The sequence below is a fragment of the Enterobacter cloacae complex sp. BZL2005 genome, assembly GCF_049238885.1.
Lineage (GTDB): Bacteria > Pseudomonadota > Gammaproteobacteria > Enterobacterales > Enterobacteriaceae > Enterobacter > Enterobacter roggenkampii.
In genome coordinates this window covers 21,238-43,452 of sequence record NZ_JBMKGI010000011.1, presented here as the reverse complement: position 1 = coordinate 43,452, position 22,215 = coordinate 21,238, and the positions used below count along the sequence as shown (strand labels likewise).

The following is a 22,215-nucleotide window of genomic DNA, read 5'->3' as shown; positions in this document are numbered from 1 at the left end:
CGTAAGAGGACAACGACGTGCGATTTCCGAACCAACGTTTGGCGCAACTTTTCGACCTGTTGCAAAACGAGACGCTGCCGCAGGACGAGCTGGCGCAGCGGCTGTCGGTCTCCACGCGAACCGTCCGTGCGGACATCACCGCCCTGAACGCGCTGCTGGCCAGCCACGGCGCGCAGTTCATCCTGAGCCGGGGCAACGGCTACCAGCTCAAAATTGAGGACGCCGAGCGCTATCAGCAGCTTCAGGCATCCCACCCGCGCGCGCTGCGTATCCCGCGGACCGGGCCGGAGCGCGTGCATTATCTGGTGGTGCGTTTTCTGACCTCGGCGTTTTCGCTTAAGCTGGAGGATCTGGCGGACGAATGGTTCGTCAGCCGCGCCACGCTGCAAAGCGATATGGCGGAGGTGCGCGAGTGGTTTCATCGCTACAACCTGACGCTGGAAACCCGTCCGCGCCACGGCATGAAGCTGTTTGGCAGCGAGATGTCGACCCGCGCCTGCCTGACCGATCTGCTCTGGGAGCTGGCGCAGCAGGATAGCCTGAACCCGCTGGTGACCGACGTGGCGCTGAATGCGGGCGTGGCGGAGCAGATGGTGCCGGTGCTGCACGACGCCTTGACCCGTCACCACATTCGCCTGACCGATGAAGGCGAGCTGTTCCTGCGCCTGTACTGCGCGGTGTCGGTACGTCGCATCAGCGAAGGTTACCCGCTGCCGGAATTCCATGCCGAAGACGTGGAAGAGAACGTGCGCGAGGCGGCGAAGGATATCGCGGTCACCCTCCAGCAGCTGGCGGGCAAGGCGCTTTCGCCGTCGGAGGAGAGCTGGCTGTGCGTGCACATTGCGGCGCGGCAGATTCAGGAGATCGCGCCCAGCGCCATTAACGCTGACGACGACGAGGCGCTGGTCAACTACATCCTGCGCTATATCAACACTCACTATAACTACAACCTGCTCAGCGACGCGCAGCTGCACGCGGACCTGCTCACGCACATTAAAACCATGATCACCCGCGTGCGGTATCAAATCATGATCCCCAATCCGCTGCTGGATAACATCAAGCAGCACTACCCGATGGCGTGGGACATGACGCTGGCTGCGGTGTCGAGCTGGGGCAAATACACGCCGTATGTGATCAGCGAAAACGAGATTGGCTTCCTGGTGCTGCATATTGGCGTCGGGCTTGAGCGCCACTACAACATCGGCTACCAGCGTCAGCCGCGCGTGCTGCTAGTGTGCGACGCCGGTAATGCCATGGTGCGCATGATTGAGGCGGTACTGCAGCGTAAATACCCGCAGATTGAGGTGACGCGCACGCTCACCCTGCGCGAGTACGAGCTGGCGGAAACCATTAGCGAAGACTTTGTGATCGCGACCGCCCGCGTCAGCGAAAAGTCGAAACCGGTGGTGATGATCGCCCCGTTCCCGACCGACTACCAGTTAGAACAGATTGGCAAGCTGGTGCTGGTGGACCGCACCCGCCCGTGGATGCTGGATAAATACTTCGACGCGGCCCATTTCCGCATTATCGACAAGCCGATCGATCAGCAGACGCTCTTCCGCGAGCTGTGTGAACAGCTTGAGGCCGAAGGCTTTGTCGGCGCGGAGTTTCTGGATTCGGTTGTTGAGCGTGAAGCTATCGTCAGCACCATGCTCGGCGACGGCATCGCGCTGCCGCACTCCCTCGGCCTGCTGGCGCAGAAGACGGTGGTCTACACCGTGCTGGCCCCGCACGGCGTGCAGTGGGGCGACGAAACCGCGCACGTTATCTTCCTGCTCGCCATCAGCAAAAGCGAGTACGAAGAGGCGATGGCGATTTACGATATTTTCGTCACTTTCCTGCGCGAGCGGGCGATGTCACGGCTCTGTAGCTGCGAGGATTTCGCCGGGTTTAAGGCGGTGGCGATGGAGAGTTTGAGTCGTTTTTGAGATAAGGGCGGATGGATAATATCCGCCTTTGATCAACGCAAATGATGCACAACCTGGTTGCTGCTGCCGCGCCAGATGAGCGCCGGGTCTTTTAAATCCTGCACGAACTTGCCGTCGACCAGCACGTTAATCAGACCCACGACTTCCATTTGCTGCGCATTCAGTTCATCCAGCTTGTAGCCCGTCCAGACCCAGATATCTTTTCCCGGACACTCTGCGCGAATGCGCTTCACCAGCTTCAACATATCCGGCACGTTTTGCGGGTGCAGCGGATCGCCGCCGGAGAGCGAGATCCCCTGGCGTTTGATGCGCGTGTCGTTCAGGTCGTTGATGATTTTATCTTCCATCTCCGCGGTGAACGGCATGCCGGAATTGAGTCGCCATGTGCTTTTGTTGTAGCAGCCGGGGCATTCGTGGACGCAGCCTGAAACAAACAGGGTGCAGCGGGTGCCGGGGCCGTTGACGATGTCGACAGGGTAGTACTGGTGATAGTTCATTGCGAATAACCACGCCGGGTGGCGCTGCGCTTACCCGGCCTACAAAAGAGAGCGGTCCGTAGGCCCGGTAAGCGCAGCGCCACCGGGCATTAACGTGGCAGCGGATTAACCGATCTGCCCATTTCCCAGATGCTTCACGCGGCGCTTCACTTCTTCCTGTTTGCCGGCGTTAAACGGACGGGCGTCCGGGCTGCCGAGATAGCCGCATACGCGACGGGTCACGGAGACGCGAGCCGCATCGTGGTTGCCGCATTTCGGGCAGGTGAAGCCTTTACTGGTACATTCAAACTCACCGGTGAAGCCGCACTCGTAACACTCATCAATTGGCGTGTTGGTCCCGTAATACGGCACGTGCTGGTAGCTATAGTCCCACACGTCCTCCAGCGCTTTCAGGTTGTGCTGAATGTTCGGGTACTCGCCGTAGCAGATGAAGCCGCCGCTGGCGATCGGCGGATACGCCGCTTCGAAGTCGATCTTGTCGTACGGGTTCACCTTTTTCTCGACGTCGAGGTGGAAGCTGTTGGTGTAGTACCCTTTATCGGTCACGCCTTCCACAATCCCGAATTCGGCGGTGTCCAGACGGCAGAAGCGGTCGCACAGATTCTCGCTTGGGGTGCTGTACAGGCTGAAACCGTAGCCGGTTTCCTCTTTCCACTGGTCTACCGCGTCACGCAGGCGCTGAACGATGGCGATGCCTTTCTCACGCAGTGCTTCGCTGTCGTACATGTGCGTGTCGCCAAACAGGGCGTTGATGGTCTCGTGGATGCCGATGTAGCCCAGCGAAATCGACGCGCGGCCGTTTTTGAAGATCTCGGATACGTCATCGTCCGCCTTCAGGCGCACGCCGCAGGCCCCTTCCATATAGAGGATCGGCGCCACGCGGGCTTTGACCCCTTCGAGGCGCGCAATGCGGGTCATCAGCGCCTTACGCGCCAGCTGCAGGCGCTCATCCAGCAGTTTCCAGAATTCAGCTTCATTGCCTTTGGCCTCCAGCGCGATGCGCGGCAGGTTCAGGCTGATGACGCCCAGGTTATTGCGCCCGTCGTGGATCTGCTCGCCGTTTTCATCCTCGTACACGCCGAGGAAGCTGCGGCAGCCCATTGGCGTTTTAAACGAACCGGTGACTTTGACGACCTGATCGTAGTTCAGGATGTCCGGGTACATGCGCTTGCTCGCGCACTCCAGCGCCAGCTGTTTGATGTCGTAGTTCGGGTCGCCAAACTTGTGGTTCAGGCCGTCACGAATCGCGAACACCAGTTTCGGGAACACGGCGGTTTTACGGTTTTTGCCGAGGCCGGAAATACGGTTGCGCAGGATCGACTGCTGGATCAGGCGTGATTCCCAGCTGGTGCCCAGGCCAAAGCCGAAGGTTACAAACGGCGTCTGGCCGTTGGCGGTGTGCAGCGTGTTCACCTCATATTCCAGCGACTGGAAGGCGTCGTAGCACTCTTTCTCGGTACGGGAATGCGCATAGCCGTCCGCGTCCGGAATCTGCCACTCTTCGGCGGTTTTACGGTGCTTGTTGAAGCTCGCCGTCACGAACGGGGCCAGCACTTCGTCAATGCGGTTAATGGTGGTGCCGCCGTAAATATGGCTGGCGACCTGAGCGATGATCTGCGCCGTGACCGCGGTAGCCGTGGAGATCGACTTAGGCGGTTCAATCTCCGCGTTACCCATTTTAAAGCCGTGGGTCAGCATGCCTTTCAGATCGATCAGCATGCAGTTGAACATCGGGAAGAACGGCGAATAGTCGAGATCGTGGTAGTGGATCTCGCCGCGCTCGTGCGCCGAGACCACGTCGCGCGGCAGCAGATGCTGACGGGCATAGTGTTTGGCGACGATACCGGCCAGCAGGTCGCGCTGGGTGGGGATCACTTTACTGTCTTTATTGGCGTTTTCATTGAGCAGCGCAGAGTTGGTCTGCTCCACCAGGCCACGGATCTCCTGGTTCAGGCGGCCGCGCTTCTCGCGCTGCACGTCTCGATCGTGGCGGTACTCAATGTAGGCGCGCGCCAGCTGCTTGTAGGGCCCTGCCATGAGCTGGTTCTCAACCGCGGTCTGGATCTCGTTGATATCAACCTGGCTGCGTTCAGTCATCTGGCTGCTAACGACTTCTGCGACGGTGGCGCAGTAATCTGCGTCATCGACTCCCGCTGCTTTAGCTGCACGCAGAATGGCTTCCTGGATGCGCTCTGATTTAAACGGCACTTTACAGCCATCACGTTTCATCACATGCGGTGTCATGATCACTCCATTTTTAAAAACAGGTTATCCACAGAGGTGGAGAAGTATTCACCGGACGCATTTCCCGCCAGGCCAAAGACTTCCCGCGTTCCCAGCTCGTGTTATCCACAATTCCGGCCAGCGTAAGCGCCGTCTTGTTGTTGGAATAGTAGACGATAAATACAAGATGTTGGGTCGGCGTGCATTTTAAGTGCTACATATAGTGATTTGCATCAAACATGTTTGCGATTTATTTGATGCAGAACAAAGTAAAAAGACGAGAGTACAAACGACGGGCGCTTCAGCGATTGTAAAGGCGGGCGAGAAAAATCTGATTGATTATTCAACAAAAACAAGCGCTCAGCACGGTGTGTGCTAAGCGCTGTTCATTTAACTCCCGCAGACCCAGCTCAGTCCCGCCTGCAAAAAGGCTGCGGTTGCGATACTGCCCAGCACCACCGGGATGAGAAAGGAGCGTTCAGGAGCATCGTCCTGTCTTTGTGGTTCTTCAGCACTCAGCGCGGACATCGCCTCTTCCCGGGTGCGCGCCGCCAGCAGTCGCTCACGCACCCGATCTTCCGTCAATAAACAGGTCAGCGTCGTCAGCAGCTGCATATGGGTACTCCCTGCTTCCGCGGGCGGAATGGCGAGCAGGAAAACCATTCTCACCTCTTCGTCACCATCCAGCCCGGGCCAGCGTATCGGGTCGTCAAAGAGCGCCAGACAAAACGCCGCCTGCTGCACCGCCTCGGTTTTACCGTGCGGGACGGCGAGCGCCTCACCCAGCGCGGTAGGACCTTCACTTTCGCGTTGTAACACGCTCTGGATGAACGTTTCTTCATCACTGATGATTTTTTGCCTGGCGAGCGGTTCGGCGAGCCAGCGTATTAGCGCTTCAGGCGAACGGTGCGGCGGGTTGATAAAAACCAGATCGGGATGCGTCAATGCAAGCAGGTTCATATTAAGCCTCCATTAAAAAATCGCAGGTCGCGAAAGGGGGAATAGCCGTTACCGGCTGCACCGGCTCTTCCAGATAGTTGATCTGACGAAACCCCTCCAGGCTTGCCGGGACGGGAACGGGCTCCGTGCCGGCGTTAAACACGCGAATTACCGTACCCTGCGACTGCTGCGCATGGGGCAAGGCAGAGAGGATGAGCGGCTCCGGCAGGTTCAATAATGAGAATTCTGCCGGAAGCCTGCGGTCGGGCAGACGCAACGAAAAGCGCTCAAGACGGTGATCGAGCGTGTGCAGCGTTTGCCGTTGATAGGTGAAGGGCTGTCCCGCTGTCTGATTTTCCAGCTGGCGAAGCGTGAGATGATCGGCGCTATCGGCCAGCGCGACGGTGAAGGAGAAGCGCAACGGTTTCAGCAACTGGGCATCGGGGGTCTCGACCACCGTATTATTGATGCCGGATGCCCGGCCCGGTCGCCAGTCGAGATCGCTGCGTCCCAGCACGCCCGTTGATTTAAACAGCGTCAGGGCAACCGTAGCCGGTGCGTCGCCGATTATCTGAAACTCCTTCATGCCGCGGCTATTCACCACCAGCGCTTTGCCCGCTTGTGCGACAGCGATGATTCCCTCGCTGGTTTCGATATCCACGGGCATTTCGCGATAGTGTTCCTGCCACTCTTCAGCGTGACACCCCGTTTCGCGCTCGATGATCGCGAAGGGCTGCGAGGAGATTGCGTGGCGGGTGTGAATATCGCTGTTAATCAGCAAACGTAGCCGGTGATCGCAGTGGCTGTTTTCCAGCGAGCTGTCCACATACAGGTTCGGATCGTGATCGCGTAATTCACACGCCAGACGAAGGGATAACGGCGTTCGGGCATTTTCCTGACGGTCTGCGAGATCCGGCGGAAGAAGCAGGGTGGCTTCCACGATCAGCTTTTCGACAAGCGGCGTTTTCAGGCAGTCGACGAGCGTGAACTGGTCGCACCGCGTCGGCGTGTCGCCCGCAAGCGGTGAGAAATCGTAGCTGTCGCCCGCATCCGCGCAGTCTTCGAGAGTAAAGAAAGAGGGAATGCATCTGCCGCTGCGTTTGTCGTGCAGGGTGAGCGTTCCGGCGTCCAGCGTTAATCGATAATGCGCATTCTCTATCTCGCTGCCCTTTGTCTGTTCCTGCTGCTGGAAAGGCGCCGGGTCATCGTTAACGTTAACGCTGAGATAGCCGACCGGCGGCAGAACCGGTGTCTTCACAGCAACGTGCCAGCGATAATAGGGAGGAAGGGGCGTTTCACATTCGCCTTCAGCGCTAAGGGAGATCGCCGTTCCGCCGGGCAGAATGTCTCTTTTCAGGACGTCGAAAGGGATGGGCTGCCCCTGATATGTCAGGGCGATATTATCAGCACGGCTATACAGGGTGGTTATCACTACGCGCTGCGTTGGGGTGCCCAGCGGGTTGAAAATCAGCAGGTCATTTTCCTGAGCGCAGGCGGCGGCCAGGGTTTTTACCACCAGGTTCCAAAGGCTGTGGCACAGCTGTTCGGTTTGCTCCAGCCGATGCAGTATGTCGCGGTTGGTGGTATCGCTATTACAGCCGCCGATAGAGTCGTGGGCATGGCTTCGCAACAGCTTCTTCCAGAGCGTATCGACCACCGAGAGGTTGACCGCAATCCCCTGATGGCGCGCCATGGCGATTGTCGGCTCCAGCTGCCGCAGGATGAACTGCTCCACCTCATCATTTTTCTTTTTTATGTCGTAGCGCACGGAGCCGATCGTTTTATGGATGCGGGTGTAGCGCGGCGATTTCAGCTCCCCTTCCCAGCCTTCAAACTGTTCACGCTGCGCGCGCAGAATGTCGACGTAGCGCTCCAGCGAACTGATAACGTATCGATCCCCATCGGGAGAGCGTGCGCTGGCGACCTGCAGAATTTCCGGCAGCGCCGGGTCGATGCAGACCTGATCGCCGCCGCAGGGGAGGAGCAGGTCGTTTATCCCGGCCCGTGAACGCAGGAGATTGACCATCGGGAAGATTTTTCCCTGCAGATGGCTCGCGTCTGAACGCATGTTTTTAGCTGCGCCATAACCGAATGCCATCGCGCAGGCGATAACGGTCGCCCCAGACGGCGCGCGCCAGAGGAACTGGCTGCTTTTCGCTTGTCTGTCGTGATCGATGCCGCGCCAGAAGACGATATTGTCGATATTGCAGCCCTGCAAAATGGTGGGCATCTGAGCATTGTGGCCAAAGGTGTCCGGAAGGTACCCGACCTGCATAGCATGCCCCAGCGTGCGGGCGGCGAAAATGCCGTACTTGAGATTGCGAATAATGGATTCGCCATGCACGTTGTAGGTGTCCGTCTGGGTATACCATGGCCCCACAAAGATTCTTTTCTCTTTGACGAGGGTTTCCAGCCTGGCGCGATAATCGGGATTGATGGCGAGAAAGTCCTCCACTACCGCCATCTGTCCGTCAAGGTGATAGCAGCTGTAAGCGGGGTCCCGCTCCAGCGTGTCGATGACATCCGCAAAGTTATAGGATGCCAGCACCATGCTGTCCTGACGGGTGAAATACCACTCCTGATCCCAGTGCGTATGGGCAATGACGTGGATCTGATTCATGACGTTCCCCTTACCTGGCGTTCTTTGGGCTGACATAGAGCACGCCCAGGGCGCAAATCAGTGCGCCAATAAAGACGCTCGCCAGGTAGCCCACCACATTGGTTGCCAGAGGCCAGCCCCAGATGGCAGGCAGAGGCAGCGTCTGCTTCACGCCAAGTGCAATGGCGATTAGCGCGCCGGCAACGGCACCGGTCATGAACACCGGGATCAGACGTGGGTTTTTCAGGATGAACGGGATCGCGCCTTCGGAGATCCCAATCACGCCCAGCAGCAACGAGGTACTCCCGACGGTTTTCTCTTCCCGGCTGAAGACATCCGGTAGTCCAAAGCGGCCGTTGAGAAACGCCGCAAAGCCGACGCCAATAGAGGGGATCACGATGGAGAGTTCGCGGGCGGTGAGATCAAACGTTTCGCTCATGCCATTCAGGCCGAGCGCGACCGAGCCTGCCGCCTTGTTGACCGGACCGCCCAGGTCGAACGCGGTGCCCGCGGCGATCATCGCGGAATAGAATCCGCGCCCGGTGTCACCTGCCGAGGTAAAAAAGACCACCATCAGCTGGTTAAGCGAGCCAAAAATCGGGTTGATCAGGTATTCCATGACCATCACCAGCGTAATGCCGGTGATCAGCGGGACGATCAGCATGGTCTTAATGGTGGTGAGCTGCTGGCGGACGTGAATGGAATCATTCAGCCAGCGCACCAGATAGCCTACAAAGAAGCCGATGCCAATCGCGCCAAAGAAGCCGGACGGCATAAAGCCTTCGATATCGAAGAAGCGCTTGTAGACCTCGTCTGACATGATGCCGCCGATAAGCCCGGGGATCAGCGCCGGTTTACCCGCAACGGAAAATGCCAGATACATGGCGAAAACAGGATACATGAACTTAATGGTCATAAAGCCCACTTTATCCAGCACGCTGAACGGCGAGTGGTCGATGTTAATAAACTGGCCGGTGATTTTGGCCGTTGCCATCATCAGCCCGCCCATGACCACCACTGGCAGCATATAGCTGATGGCCGCCATGATATGGCCGATAAAAGTCTGGTAAGCCGAACGCGGAAGATCGTCTTCGTCTTCGACGGTAGTGGCGGTGACGTTTTTTTCCATGGCCAGCGCCTGACGCAGATAGCGATCGGTATGCTTAATCAGCTCTTGCGTGCGGGTCTGAAGGTGGGGAACGTTTTCAAAGCGCTCGGCATCCTGAATGGGAACGTCGGTTGCCAGTATAATGGCCGTGGCGGAGGCGATATCCTGTTTCGTTAAGCGGTTTTTAACGCCATCGCTGCCCTGCGTTTCGACCTTTACCTCGATATTGTGCTCTTTAGCCCATGTAGTAATTTTATTCGCCGCCATAAAGGTGTGCGCAATGCCTGTCGGGCAGGCCGTCACCGCGACAACTTTTTGTTTCGTCATTGTCAAAATTCCCTGGATGTGAAAACAGTGAAAGTATAAAGAGAACCTAAACCGGTTTTTAATGTTTGCTAATACTAATTACGTATCGTGATACGCGTAAATGCAATGTGTGAAGCGTCTTCCAGAGACTATTTTCCCGTTGTGTTAATATCATGCCGGGATTAAACAGGGCGTAATTTATGAATTCATTCCAGGGAAGTGAACGTTTGATATTTGAATACATTCAGCATCACGCGTGTAATATTTCTAATATATCGGCAAAACAGATTGCCCGTGATACCTTTACGACGACAACTTCCGTTAATCGTGTGTGTAAAAAAATGGGCTATAAAAGTTATACCGAGCTTCGGTATCGTTTTTTGCGCGATCATTTTTCACCCGCACCTGTAGAGCCAGACGTAGGGCCGCAGGCGGACAATATTGTGGCGGAGGTGTCCAGGTTGCTTACCCATTCCAGCCATATCTATCTGTACGCACGGGGAGTCTCGCTCACCAGCCTCAATTACCTGTCGCGATTTTTATCGCTGGCGAGCCTGCCGCACCTTATTTTGAATGATATGCACCAGCTGACACGGGTATCGAAGGGGACGCTGGTGCTGATCAGTAAATCCGGGGAGACGCAGTCGCTGATTGAAATGGCGCGTAACGCGTTGCGCAAAGGGTTAAAGATTATTGCGATTACCCGCGAGGGATCGACACTGGCGGCGATCTCATCGCTATGCTGGCCGTTACCGATCGACATTAACGCGGTATCGCTGTATCAGCGGGAAGGGCAGCTTGAACTATTAAGCGCCGTGGACCGTATCGGCTGCAGGCTGCTGCAGCACGATACGGTGTAGTCAGACCGTCAGAGTTGCTTCACTATCCCCAGACGTACGGCATAATCATTTTCATGACTGCCATCGGCAGTGATGTAGGTTTTATCCAGTGAAACCAGCTCGACGTAAGGCGTCCAGCCATCGTCGAGCTTGTAGTTGAACGCAACGGTATGCTCCCAGTAGGTGTCATCCCCGGTTCCCTGATCGACATCATCCTGCCAGCGGAAGCGCGGGTTGTAGGACAGACCGAATTTGCCAATGTTATACGCGAACCAAATGTCGAACTGGTGTGACTGGCGGCGGGTGTAGCCGCTGCCGTCTAATTCTTTGTCGCTGTGTGCGTCATTGACGGTGTTATAACGGTAACGGGCGGAGAGGTTCAGACCGTTATCGAACGCTTTCCAGCCCTGAATGAAGGGACGGTAATGGGTATTGCTGGCGGTGAAAACCGTCACCATGCCAGGCGCAACGGCGAAGCCATTACCCAGATCGAAGCGCCAGCGCGTTTCAATCTCCTGTGCTGCTTCCGTTAACCCTTTGTCATCGGGATTATATCGGTCGGTATCACCAAAAAAGGTATCGTTGTGGTTTTGTGCGGCTTCAACGGAGAAGTAAAAACCGTTATTTGCCTGATGCATGACCTTAATACGTGAATCATTTACGTCTGAGCGCGTATTATGACCAAATCGAAGGTCGATGGATGTATTTCCGCACCATCCCTGCGTGCTTAATAATAATGCGCTAATACACGTTGCTTTAATAATTGTCTTTTTCATCATATCCTGCCGAGGTTATTTAATTGGCAGGGCTATTTTTATTTTGGGCACAGCGTGATGTAAAAGTTATCGTCGTACATTTAGCGTATCGCTAAACATAAAAAAGGAGATACAGCATGCTGTATCTCCTGGTATTTATTCCTGCACCCACCAGATGGCTTCAAACGGGCGCAATAGCCGCGCATTGGGGCGGGAGGGGACGTCATCATAGTTGCCGAGAGCGACCCGCCAGGCGCCCTGTACCGGGTCCGGCTGCCACTGCTGGCGTTCCCGGCTCAGGTTCGCCACCACCATCAGCGTCTGCCCCTGCCACTGGCGGCGATAGCACCACAGGGAAGGGTGTTCCGGCAGGAGATCCTCATAATCCCCCCACGTCAGCACCGGGAGGGTTTTGCGCAGGCGAATCAGCGACTGATAGGTGTAGAACACCGAATCCGCATCGTCCAGCGCCGCGCGGGCGTTCACGGTTTCGTAGTTATCGCAGACGCCAATCCACGGCTCGCCCTCGGTAAAGCCCGCGTTGTGCGACGCGTCCCACTGCATTGGGGTTCGCCCGTTGTCGCGGGACTTGCTCGCCAGAATCGCCAGTAATTCATCCGGCTCGCGGCCGCTGGCGCGCAATTCGGCGAACATGTTCAGACTTTCCACGTCGCGGTAATCGGTGATGCGGCTGAAGTGCGGGTTGGTCATGCCAAGCTCTTCACCCTGATAGATATACGGCGTGCCCTGCATCCCGTGCAGCACCATGCCGAGCATTTTCGCGGCGTGAACCCGGTATTCTCCTTCGTCACCGAAGCGCGACACGATGCGCGGCTGGTCGTGGTTACACCAGAACAGCGCATTCCAGGCTTTGTTGTGCATCCCCTGCTGCCAGTGGCGGAAGAGGGTTTTTAGCGCCACGAAGTCCGGCTTCGCCAGCGTCCACTTTTCGCCGCCGGGGTAATCCACCTTCAGATGATGGAAGTTAAAGGTCATCGACAGCTCGCGGCCATCGAGAGACGCATACTGCTGGCAGTTCTCCAGCGAGGTCGAGGACATCTCGCCTACCGTCATCAGGTTGCGCGGGGTAAAGACGTCGCGGCTCATCTCCTGGAGATATTCATGAATGCGCGGCCCGTCGGTATAGAAGCGGCGACCGTCGCCGATGTTGTCGTCCGGGAAATCCTGATCTTTTGAAATCAGGTTAATGACGTCCAGACGCAGGCCGTCCACGCCGCGATCGGCCCAGAACTCGCACACCTTTTTCAGCTCGGCGCGCACCGCCGGGTTTTCCCAGTTGAGGTCCGCCTGCTCTGGCGCGAACAGGTGCAGGTAATACTGCTCGCTCTCGGCGTGCCAGCGCCAGGCGTTGCCGCCAAACTTGGAGCGCCAGTTGTTGGGAAGCTGCTCCGGCGTGCCGTCTCGCCAGATGTAGAACTGGCGGTACGGGCTCGCTTTGTTCAGCGACTCGCGGAACCAGGCGTGCTGCGTGGAGGTGTGGTTAAACACCATGTCCAGCACGATGCGAATGCCGCGCGCGTGCGCCTCAGCGACCAGCTCGTCGAAATCATCCAGCGTGCCGTAGGCCGGATCGATGGCGGTGTAGTTCGCCACGTCGTAGCCGTTGTCCACCTGCGGAGAGATATAAAACGGCGTCAGCCAGATGGCGTCAATGCCGAGGGTTTTCAGATAGTCCAGACGCTGCGTCACGCCGCGTAAATCGCCGGTGCCGCTGCCGGTGGTGTCCTGGAAACTCTTTGGGTAAATCTGGTAGATGACGCCGTTCTGCCACCAGTGAGGAAGGGTATTCATAATGCGTTCCTGCAAATGCGAAGGGGCGCAACTGCGCCCCGAAAGATGAAGTTAAACAATCTGCAGCGAGCCCTGACGGAACTTACGCTGGTAAACCACGGTGGTCAGCGCCATTGGGACGATAATGGCGATGGCCATTGCCAGGGCAAACACCTGCCAATAAGCGGGCTGGATGGAGAGGATGCCCGGCAGGCCGCCGACGCCAATCCCGTTCGCCATCACGCCGTTCAGTCCACACACCAGGCCTGCCAGACCGGAACCGATCATCGCGCAGAGCATCGGGAAGCGGTATTTCAGGTTGATACCGTACATTGCCGGTTCGGTGACGCCGAGGTAGGCGGAGATGGCCGCCGGAACGGAGATCTCGCGTTCGTTGTGCTTGCGGCTGACGATAATGATGCCGGTCACCGCGGACGCCTGAGCAATGTTCGACAGGGCGATAATCGGCCAGACCGGCGTGCCGCCGAGGCTCTGGATCATCTGCATATCAATCGCCAGCGTGGTCTGGTGCACGCCGGTGATCACCAGCGGGGCGTACAGGAAGCCAAACAGCGCGGCGCCAATCGGGGCGAAGCTGCCGGTCATCAGGTGACGCACCGCGAAGGCCACGCCGTCGCCAATCATGCGGCCAAACGGACCGATAAAGGCATGCGCCAGGAAGACCGCCAGAATCAGCGAGCACACCGGCACCACCACCAGATAAAGGTAATCCGGCACGATGCGCTTCAGTCGGGTTTCGATAAAGCCCAGCGCCAGGCCCGCCAGCAGGGCCGGAATGACCTGCGCCTGATAGCCCACTTTGGCGATGGTAAACAGGCCAAAGTTCCACACCTCCGGCACCTGTTGACCAAGTAAGTAAGCGTTCATTAACTGCGGAGAGACCAGCGTGACGCCGAGTACAATACCGAGGATCGGCGTACCGCCCATCTTGCGCACCGCGGACCAGCAAATCCCGACCGGCAGATAGAAGAAGATCGCTTCGCCAATCAGCCACAGGAAGTCGTACACGGTTTTCAGCGCCGGGTACATCTGCGCCAGGGTCTTGCCGTCGCTCATCGGCACGTCGCCGATGACGTTACGGAAGCCTAAAATCAGGCCTCCGCTGATCAGCGCCGGCAGCAGCGGGAAGAAGATCTCCGCGAAGTGGGAAATCAGCTGCTCGTGCCACTTCATATTCTGGCGCGCAGCCTTCTTGGCCTGCTCTTTATCCGCCGCGCTGTGCCCGGTGGTCGCCAGCAGAGCCTGATAGTAATCGCCCACTTCAGTACCAATCACCACCTGGAACTGACCGGCGTTGGTGAAGCAGCCTTTTACCATGGAAAGCTCTTCAATCGCCTTCGGGTTCGCTTTGGCCGGATCGTTCAGAACGAAGCGCAGGCGGGTAATGCAATGGCTAACGGTTGCGATGTTTTCGCGGCCGCCGACCAGGACGATCAGCTGATCAATATCTGCTTGTTTGACTTTACTCATCATGAAACCTCATGACAGATGGTGAGGGGGTGTAATGACCTGAGCGCAAGCCTACTCCTTCAGCGTGACGGCGAAAATGGGAACGTTCCCGAAATCGGGCGAAGATCACAATAAACCGATTGGTGGGGGTTATGAAAGGTGGGCAGGAATAACGATCTGACGCGGCTCTGCGCGCCCGTTGATCTGCTCGATCAGCTGCGCGGCGGCCTGTCTGCCGGACTCAGCGTAGCCCGGATCGACGGTGATGATCTCCGGGTGCAAAAACTTCATCAGCGGCGTGCTGCCGACGCTCGCCACCTGCAGACCGTCGATACGCTGCTCCTGCAGATATTTACTCGCGCCCAGCGCCAGCGTATCCGTGGCGCACACCAGCGCGGTGGTCTGCGGCGTCAGGACGCTGGCGACCTGCTCGTAGCCCTGCTTCATGCCCAGCCCCGGCAGGGAGGCCACGGCGGAGAGGTTGTGCTTTTTGCAAAACGCCAGATAGGCCTCATGGCGTCGCTTGCCTGTGGTAACGTCCGCGTGCGGTACGCCGAGGAAGCTGATGTGGCGATGGCCTTCGTCAAACAGGCGCTGCATCAGGGTGATAATCGCGCCCTCGTCGTCATAGCAGACGGAGGCAAAACCGTGGGCATCGCGCGCCAGCAGCACCAGCGACGGCTGCCAGGGTTTCAGCATCTCGTCTTTGATGCCGGTAAAGCCGAACAGCACCACGCCGTCAATGTTGCGCCGCTGGAGCATCCCCAGATGCTCTTCTACCAGCTGGGGCGAGAACTGGCTCTCCATCATGATCGGGTCATATCCCTGCTCATAGAAGGCGGGCAGCATGGTCTGCACGGCAAGGTTTTCAGACAGAGAATCCAGACGCGAGACAATGATGGCGACCACTTTGTCACTCTGCCCGCGCATGGCGCGCGCGGATCGGGAAGGGGAAAAACCGTGCTGATTCATGACCGCCTCAACGCGCTCGCGGGTGCGTTCGCTGACGCCGCTTTCGTTGTTCAGCACGCGTGAGACGGTCGATTTCCCCACGCCGCTTAAACGCGCGATGTCTTTAATCGTAAGGCGGTTCTGCATGCTGTATTCCCTGTAACAACGACAATGTAATGAATTGAGCCTAATGCTATAGCGCGATTTCGCTATGGGCTAAATCTGGTTTACGTTCGGTTTATTTGCAGGGGGGTATAATACCGCCCGAATCATCAAAAAGGGTACGCTTAAATCCTTATACTGCGCGGCGACACCCTACTTTTTACTTACCGGAGGCTTCATGGATCCCGATCCCACACCTCTCCTGAACGGGAGAATGCGTTCTTTCCGGTAAGCCAGCCTGTTGCTGACTCACCGGTGATGTGAGGCAGCAGCGTCCCAAACGTTCCTGCTTGAAAAATTGAGTGCCTCTCAGGTACGGCTTTGCCACGCCTGAAGGAAATGCTGCGTCCGCCTTTGCGGATGCGGAGGAATGACGATGTTTAAAAATATCACCCGGCAGCTGCAGGCCCTGCTGAGCCGCCACCTGCCACACCGTCTTGTTCAGCGCGACCCGCTGCCAAACGCCAAAAACATGGCGGGGGCGGCGATCCCCGCGTCCCTGACCGAACGCTGCCTGAACGTGGCGGCGATGGATGAAAACGAAGTCTGGCGCGCCTTTGGCGGACACCCGGAAGGGCTGAACGCGGCAGAAGTGGAAAAAATCCGCGCCGTGCATGGCGATAACCTCATTCCGGCGCAAAAGCCGTCTCCGTGGTGGGTGCATCTGTGGCTCTGCTACCGCAACCCGTTCAACCTGCTGCTGACCGTGCTCGGCCTCATCTCCTACGCGACGGAAGATCTGTTTGCCGCAGGGGTGATTGCCCTGATGGTGGGCATCTCCACGCTGCTGAACTTTATTCAGGAGGCCCGCTCCACCAAAGCGGCGGACGCCCTGAAGGCGATGGTCAGCAACACCGCGACCGTCTCGCGCGTGATCAACGATCTCGGCGAAAACGCCTGGGTGGAATTGCCTATTGACCAGCTGGTGCCGGGCGATCTGGTGAAGCTGGCCGCGGGGGACATGATCCCGGCGGATTTACGCATCATCCAGGCGCGCGATCTGTTTGTGGCGCAGGCTTCCCTGACCGGCGAATCCCTCCCCGTTGAGAAGGTGGCGCGCAGCCGCGACCCGCAGCAGATGAACCCGCTCGAGTGCGACACCCTGTGCTTTATGGGGACCACGGTCGTCAGCGGCACCGCGCAGGCGATTGTCACCGCCACCGGGGGCAACACCTGGTTTGGTCAGCTTGCCGGGCGCGTCAGCGAGCAGGAAAGCGAGCCGAATGCCTTCCAGAAAGGGATTGGCCGCGTCAGCATGCTGCTGATCCGCTTTATGATGGTGATGACGCCAATCGTGCTGCTGATCAACGGCTACACCAAAGGCGACTGGTGGGAGGCGGCGCTGTTCGCGCTCTCCGTGGCGGTCGGCTTAACGCCGGAAATGCTGCCGATGATTGTCACCTCTACGCTGGCGCGCGGGGCGGTGAAGCTCTCTAAACAGAAGGTGATCGTCAAACACCTCGACGCCATTCAGAACTTTGGCGCGATGGACATTCTCTGCACCGATAAAACCGGCACCCTGACGCAGGACAAAATCGTGCTGGAGAACCACACCGACATTTCCGGCAAAACCAGCGAGCGCGTGCTGCACAGCGCGTGGCTGAACAGCCACTACCAGACCGGGCTGAAAAACCTGCTCGACGTCGCCGTGCTGGAAGGCGTGGACGAGGAGGCCGCCCGCACGCTCTCCGGCCGCTGGCAGAAGGTGGATGAGATCCCGTTCGACTTCGAGCGCCGCCGTATGTCGGTGGTGGTGAGCGAGCAGCCGAACGTGCATCAGCTGATCTGCAAAGGGGCGCTGCAGGAGATCCTCAACGTGTCGACGCAGGTACGTTATAACGGCGACATCGTGCCGCTGGACGACACCATGCTGCGCCGCATCAAGCGCGTCACCGACAACCTCAACCGTCAGGGGCTGCGCGTGGTGGCGGTGGCGAGCAAGTTCCTGCCCGCGCGGGAGGGGGATTATCAGCGTATCGACGAATCCGATCTGATCCTCGAGGGCTACATCGCCTTCCTCGATCCGCCGAAAGAGACCACTGCCCCGGCGCTGAAGGCGCTGAAGGCGAGCGGTATTACCGTGAAAATCCTCACCGGCGACAGCGAGCTGGTAGCGGCCAAAGTGTGCCACGAGGTGGGGCTGGACGCGGGCGACGTGGTGGTGGGGAGCGATATTGAACGTCTCTCTGATGACGAACTGGCGAAGCTGGCCCAGCGCACGACGCTGTTTGCCCGCCTGACGCCGATGCACAAAGAGCGTATCGTCACCCTGCTTAAGCGAGAAGGGCACGTGGTGGGCTTCATGGGCGACGGCATCAACGACGCGCCCGCCCTGCGTGCGGCGGATATCGGTATCTCCGTAGACGGGGCGGTGGATATTGCCCGCGAAGCGGCGGATATCATTCTGCTGGAAAAGAGCCTGATGGTGCTGGAGGAGGGCGTGATTGAAGGGCGCCGTACCTTTGCCAATATGCTCAAGTACATCAAGATGACCGCCAGCTCCAACTTCGGTAACGTCTTCAGCGTGCTGGTGGCGAGCGCGTTTCTGCCGTTCCTGCCGATGCTGCCGCTGCACCTGCTGATCCAGAACCTGATGTACGACGTGTCTCAGGTGGCGATCCCGTTTGATAACGTGGACGACGAGCAGATCCAGAAGCCGCAGCACTGGAACCCGGCAGATCTTGGGCGCTTTATGCTGTTCTTTGGCCCGATCAGCTCCATCTTCGACATCCTGACCTTCTGCCTGATGTGGTTTGTGTTCCATGCCAACACCCCGGAACATCAGACGCTGTTCCAGTCCGGCTGGTTCGTGGTCGGGCTGCTGTCGCAGACGCTGATTGTGCACATGATCCGCACCCGCCGCATTCCGTTCATCCAGAGCCGCGCCGCGTGGCCGCTGATTGTGATGACGGGGATTGTGATGGCGCTCGGCATCGCGCTGCCGTTCTCACCGCTGGCGAGCTACCTGCAGCTGCAGGCGCTGCCGCTGAGCTACTTCCCGTGGCTGGTGGCGATCCTCGCCGGTTATATGGTGCTGACCCAGATGGTGAAAGGGTTCTATGCGCGTCGGTATGGGTGGCAGTAACGGCAAGCCCGGTGGCGCTGCGCTTACCGGGCCTACGATCCGAACGTAGGCCGGGTAAGGCGAAGCCGCCACCCGGCAATAGCTTTCCTCCCAAATTCAACAACCTGTGATCTCCGTCGGCGCATTCGCTTGACGACAAATTGAGCGCATGTTAACAGAATGTTTTGCCTTTATTTGGCCCGTCAGATAAGGAACATTCATGTTACGGTACAGTCTCTTAACCGCCGGGCTGATGCTCGGCGCCTCTGCCTTTGCCGCCCCGGCAGGGGATCTCCCCTTAATGCCCTGGCCTGCGAAGGTCGAACGCCCGACCACCCAGGGCGCACTGGTGCTCAGCAACAACGTCTCTGTAAGCGTCAGCGGGGACGATCTCGGTGACGCCGTCAACCGACTGCGCCAGCGCATCGCCCTGCAAACCGGCTGGACGCTGCAGCCTCAGGCTGAAAAGCCAGACAAATCAACTATCCGCATCGCCATCGCTAAAAAGGTGAAGCCGCAGCCGCTGCCGGACAGCGATGAAAGCTATAAGCTCACGGTGGACGCCAACGGCGTGAACATCTCCGCCAACACCCGCTTCGGTGCCTTGCGCGCCATGGAAACCCTGCTCCAGCTGGTGCAGAACGGAGCGGAAAACACCTCGATCCCGTGGGTGACCATTGAAGATTCACCGCGCTTCCCGTGGCGCGGGCTGCTGCTCGATTCGGCACGCCACTTTCTCCCGCTGCCGGATATCAAACGCCAGATCGACGGCATGGCCGCGGCGAAGCTCAACGTGCTGCACTGGCATTTGACCGACGACCAGGGCTGGCGCTTCAGCTCGAAGCGTTATCCAAAATTAACCCAGCTTGCGAGCGACGGGCTGTTCTACACGCCTGAGCAGATGCGCGAGGTGGTGCGTTACGCCGCCGAGCGCGGCATTCGCGTGGTGCCGGAGATCGACATGCCGGGCCACGCCTCGGCGATTGCCGTGGCCTACCCGGAGCTGATGAGCGCCCCGGGGCCGTACGCCATGGAACGCCACTGGGGCGTGCTGAAGCCGGTGCTGGATCCCACAAAAGACGCAACTTACGCTTTTGCCGACGCGATGGTCAGCGAACTGGCGGCGATCTTCCCCGATCCGTATCTGCATATCGGCGGCGACGAGGTGGACGACAGCCAGTGGAAAGCGAATCCGGCCATCCAGCAGTTTATGCGCGACAACAGGCTGGCGGACAGCCACGCGCTGCAGGCGTACTTCAACCGCAGGCTGGAAACGATCCTCGAGAAGCATCACCGCCAGATGGTCGGCTGGGATGAGATCTACCATCCCGATCTGCCGAAAAGCATTCTGATCCAGTCTTGGCAGGGCCAGGACGCGCTGGGGCAGGTGGCGCAGAACGGCTACAAGGGCATTCTGTCGACCGGCTTTTATCTCGACCAGCCCCAGTCCACCGCCTATCACTACCGCAACGAGATCGTCCCGCAGGGGTTAAACGGCGTGGACGTGATAGCGGACACCGACAGCGCCCAGAGCTGGGCCTTCTCCATGCCGCGCCTGAAGGGCAAGCCGGTGGAGGGGAGCTTCACGCTGGTGAAAGGGGATGCCGGCTGGCGCGGGTTTATTGATTTTGCCGGGAAATCCCGCCGCGCGGTGCAGGATATTGAATGGCGGGATGACAATCAGGTGACCTTCACCGTCGATACCTGGATGGGCGAAACGCGCCCGGTTGTCACCGTTGATAACGACAAACTCTCCGGTTATTTCCTCGTCGGGAATACGCGCTACCCGATTAGCGGCACGCGTCTGGACGACGTGCCGAAAGGCGTTCCGCCCGTCGTGCCGGACGTGGCGAACCAGTCCAACCTGCTCGGCGGCGAAGCGGCGCTGTGGGCGGAAAACGTGGTGGCGCCGGTGCTGGATATTCGTCTGTGGCCGCGTACGTTTGCGGTGGCGGAGCGGCTCTGGTCCGCGCAGGACGTCAACGATGTCGACAACATGTACACCCGCCTGCAGGCGATGGACAGCTGGTCGACGGTGTCGGTCGGGCTGCAGCAGCATACCCAGCAGCAGGTGCAGTTCACGCGCCTCGCCGGTAATGCCGACACGCTGCCGCTGCAGGTCCTCGCGCAGGCGATTGAACCGGCTCAGTATTACACCCGCCAGCACCTGAAGTTCCAGGCCGGAAACTACCATCAGTTCGAGCCGCTCAACCGCTTTGCGGATGCGCTGAACGCCGAAAGCACCACCGTGCGCCAGATGCACAAATGGGCGGACCGTCTGGTGAGCGATGCGGAAGACACGGAAAGCGCCGACGCCCTGCGCCACGTCTTTAACCGCTGGCAGAGCAACACCAGCGACGCGCTGGCCTTAAGCGAAAACAGCTATCAGCTGAAGGCGATGAAGCCGGTGATCCAGGAGGTGGATAAGCTGGCGTCGATTGGCCTGCGGCTCACCGACCTGGTGGCGCGTCAGGGCACGCTGGATGACAAAGAGATCGCCTCGATTCAGAGCGAGCTGGATAACGCGGCGAAGGTGCAGGACGAAGTGGTGATTGCGGCGGTGTATCCGCTGGAGACGCTGCTGCGCGCCACGCGGAATCAGTAGCAAGCAACAAAAAAGGCAGCCTGGGCTGCCTTTTTTCATCGCCAAAGCGAATTAGCGACGAACGGCAATCGCTTCGATTTCAATTTTCACGTCTTTTGGCAGACGCGCCACTTCCACGCAGGAGCGCGCCGGGAAGGTGGCGTTATGCTCGGTGAAGAACGCTTCGTAGGTGGCGTTAACGGTCGCGAAATCGTTCAGATCCTTCACGAACACGGTGGTTTTCACGATATCACCCACTTTCAGGCCGGCAGATTCCACGATAGCCTGCACGTTTTCCAGCGACTGACGCGCCTGCGCCGCGACATCTTCCGGCACCGCGCCGGTTTTTGGGTTTACGGGGATCTGACCTGAAGTGATGATCATGCTGCCCAGATCAACGCCCTGAACGTAAGGGCCGATAGCGGCTGGTGCATTTTCCGTCGCGAGTACTTTGCTCATGTTTTCTCCAGAATTACAGCGTTAAGAATGTTCCCGGCCATTATAACAGCCGGGATTTCATTACCAACCTCAATTAGTTGGCCAGCACCACATAATGAGAAAACTCTTTTTCGCAGTATTTGCATTTGAGAGCGATGTCATTCGCGCGCTTTTTCACTGCGAAACTGGAGGAAACCGGCTCGGCGTGGCTGATGCAGTTGCTGTTCGGGCAGACCAGCACGCTTTCGATACGTTCTGGCAGGCTCGGGCGGGATTTGCCGACCACTTCGTACTCGTCGATGCGGTTGACGGTGGCGTCCGGCGCGTACAGCGACAGCTGGTTAACCTGCTCGTCGGTCAGGAAGGTGTTCTCGATTTTGATCAGGTCTTTGCGGCCCATCTCGCCCGACGGCAGGTTCAGGCCGATGGTGATGCGCTGGTCAGTTTCGGTCAGTTTGAACAGCGTCAGCAGCTTAAAGCCCACCTGCGCAGGGATATGGTCAATCACGGTGCCACGCTTGATGGCTTCAACCTGGAGTTTGTTATCGTGTGTCATGGTCG

General features: G+C 58.4%; 15 protein-coding genes. 4 read left to right on the top strand and 11 right to left on the bottom strand.

The window, feature by feature from the left end; translation table 11 throughout:
* Positions 1-17 precede the first annotated feature (17 nt).
* Positions 18-1,928 (top strand): BglG family transcription antiterminator, encoded by a 1,911-nt coding sequence (locus ACOTXI_RS17365; RefSeq protein ID WP_023326576.1) that lies wholly within the window; start codon positions 18-20, stop codon positions 1,926-1,928.
* 32 nt (positions 1,929-1,960) lie between these two features.
* On the opposite strand, the gene nrdG is transcribed toward ACOTXI_RS17365, so the two are convergent.
* The 5 genes from nrdG to ACOTXI_RS17340 all read right to left on the bottom strand — a co-directional run bounded on the left by nrdG (position 1,961) and on the right by ACOTXI_RS17340 (position 9,621).
* On the bottom strand, positions 1,961-2,425 hold the full coding sequence (gene nrdG / locus ACOTXI_RS17360) for an anaerobic ribonucleoside-triphosphate reductase-activating protein (protein ID WP_058654292.1): 465 nt from the start codon (positions 2,423-2,425) through the stop codon (positions 1,961-1,963).
* Positions 2,426-2,530: 105 nt separating this feature from the next.
* The gene (nrdD, locus tag ACOTXI_RS17355; protein ID WP_023293422.1) at positions 2,531-4,669 is read right to left on the bottom strand and encodes an anaerobic ribonucleoside-triphosphate reductase; all 2,139 of its coding nucleotides are present in this window, start codon (positions 4,667-4,669) and stop codon (positions 2,531-2,533) included.
* A 369-nt stretch (positions 4,670-5,038) separates the two neighbouring features.
* The gene (locus ACOTXI_RS17350; RefSeq protein ID WP_058654291.1) at positions 5,039-5,608 is read right to left on the bottom strand and encodes a fructose PTS transporter subunit IIA; all 570 of its coding nucleotides are present in this window, start codon (positions 5,606-5,608) and stop codon (positions 5,039-5,041) included.
* Between the two features lies 1 nt (position 5,609).
* Complete coding sequence (locus tag ACOTXI_RS17345; protein WP_058654290.1) at positions 5,610-8,207, bottom strand: glycoside hydrolase family 38 C-terminal domain-containing protein; 2,598 nt, start codon at positions 8,205-8,207, stop codon at positions 5,610-5,612.
* Between the two features lie 10 nt (positions 8,208-8,217).
* Positions 8,218-9,621 carry a PTS fructose transporter subunit IIC gene (locus ACOTXI_RS17340; protein ID WP_072205870.1) on the bottom strand — a complete coding sequence of 468 codons (1,404 nt, stop codon included), beginning with the start codon at positions 9,619-9,621 and terminating at the stop codon, positions 8,218-8,220.
* Positions 9,622-9,800: 179 nt separating this feature from the next.
* Between ACOTXI_RS17340 and ACOTXI_RS17335 the strand changes: the two genes are divergently transcribed.
* Positions 9,801-10,460, top strand: coding sequence for a MurR/RpiR family transcriptional regulator (locus ACOTXI_RS17335; RefSeq protein ID WP_087855458.1), 660 nt, complete (start codon positions 9,801-9,803; stop codon positions 10,458-10,460).
* 8 nt (positions 10,461-10,468) lie between these two features.
* Here the strand turns inward: ACOTXI_RS17335 and ACOTXI_RS17330 are convergent, their stop codons facing one another.
* From ACOTXI_RS17330 to treR, 4 genes are all read right to left on the bottom strand, one after another.
* On the bottom strand, positions 10,469-11,215 hold the full coding sequence (locus ACOTXI_RS17330) for an oligogalacturonate-specific porin KdgM family protein (protein ID WP_084831979.1): 747 nt from the start codon (positions 11,213-11,215) through the stop codon (positions 10,469-10,471).
* A 135-nt stretch (positions 11,216-11,350) separates the two neighbouring features.
* Positions 11,351-13,006: an alpha,alpha-phosphotrehalase gene (gene treC / locus ACOTXI_RS17325; protein WP_058654287.1), complete on the bottom strand. Its 1,656-nt coding sequence runs from the start codon at positions 13,004-13,006 to the stop codon at positions 11,351-11,353.
* 51 nt (positions 13,007-13,057) lie between these two features.
* A complete protein-coding gene (gene treB, locus ACOTXI_RS17320) occupies positions 13,058-14,476 on the bottom strand; it encodes a PTS trehalose transporter subunit IIBC (protein WP_023293415.1) in 1,419 nt (472 codons plus the stop codon).
* A gap of 129 nt (positions 14,477-14,605) precedes the next feature.
* Positions 14,606-15,553, bottom strand: a complete 948-nt coding sequence (treR, locus tag ACOTXI_RS17315) for a trehalose operon repressor TreR (protein WP_021240675.1) — start codon at positions 15,551-15,553, stop codon at positions 14,606-14,608.
* 391 nt (positions 15,554-15,944) lie between these two features.
* On the opposite strand from treR, the gene mgtA reads away from it, so the two are divergent.
* Both mgtA and ACOTXI_RS17305 read left to right on the top strand, forming a co-directional pair.
* Complete coding sequence (gene mgtA, locus ACOTXI_RS17310; protein WP_058654286.1) at positions 15,945-18,653, top strand: magnesium-translocating P-type ATPase; 2,709 nt, start codon at positions 15,945-15,947, stop codon at positions 18,651-18,653.
* Positions 18,654-18,852: 199 nt separating this feature from the next.
* Positions 18,853-21,237 (top strand): beta-N-acetylhexosaminidase, encoded by a 2,385-nt coding sequence (locus ACOTXI_RS17305; protein WP_058654285.1) that lies wholly within the window; start codon positions 18,853-18,855, stop codon positions 21,235-21,237.
* A 51-nt stretch (positions 21,238-21,288) separates the two neighbouring features.
* Here ACOTXI_RS17305 and ridA read toward each other — a convergent pair whose 3' ends face one another.
* Both ridA and pyrI read right to left on the bottom strand, forming a co-directional pair.
* Positions 21,289-21,675 (bottom strand): 2-iminobutanoate/2-iminopropanoate deaminase, encoded by a 387-nt coding sequence (gene ridA / locus ACOTXI_RS17300; protein WP_008501391.1) that lies wholly within the window; start codon positions 21,673-21,675, stop codon positions 21,289-21,291.
* Positions 21,676-21,748: 73 nt separating this feature from the next.
* Entirely contained in the window at positions 21,749-22,210 is a 462-nt protein-coding gene (gene pyrI, locus ACOTXI_RS17295; RefSeq protein WP_008501390.1) for an aspartate carbamoyltransferase regulatory subunit, read from the bottom strand.
* Between the last annotated feature and the right edge of the window lie 5 nt (positions 22,211-22,215).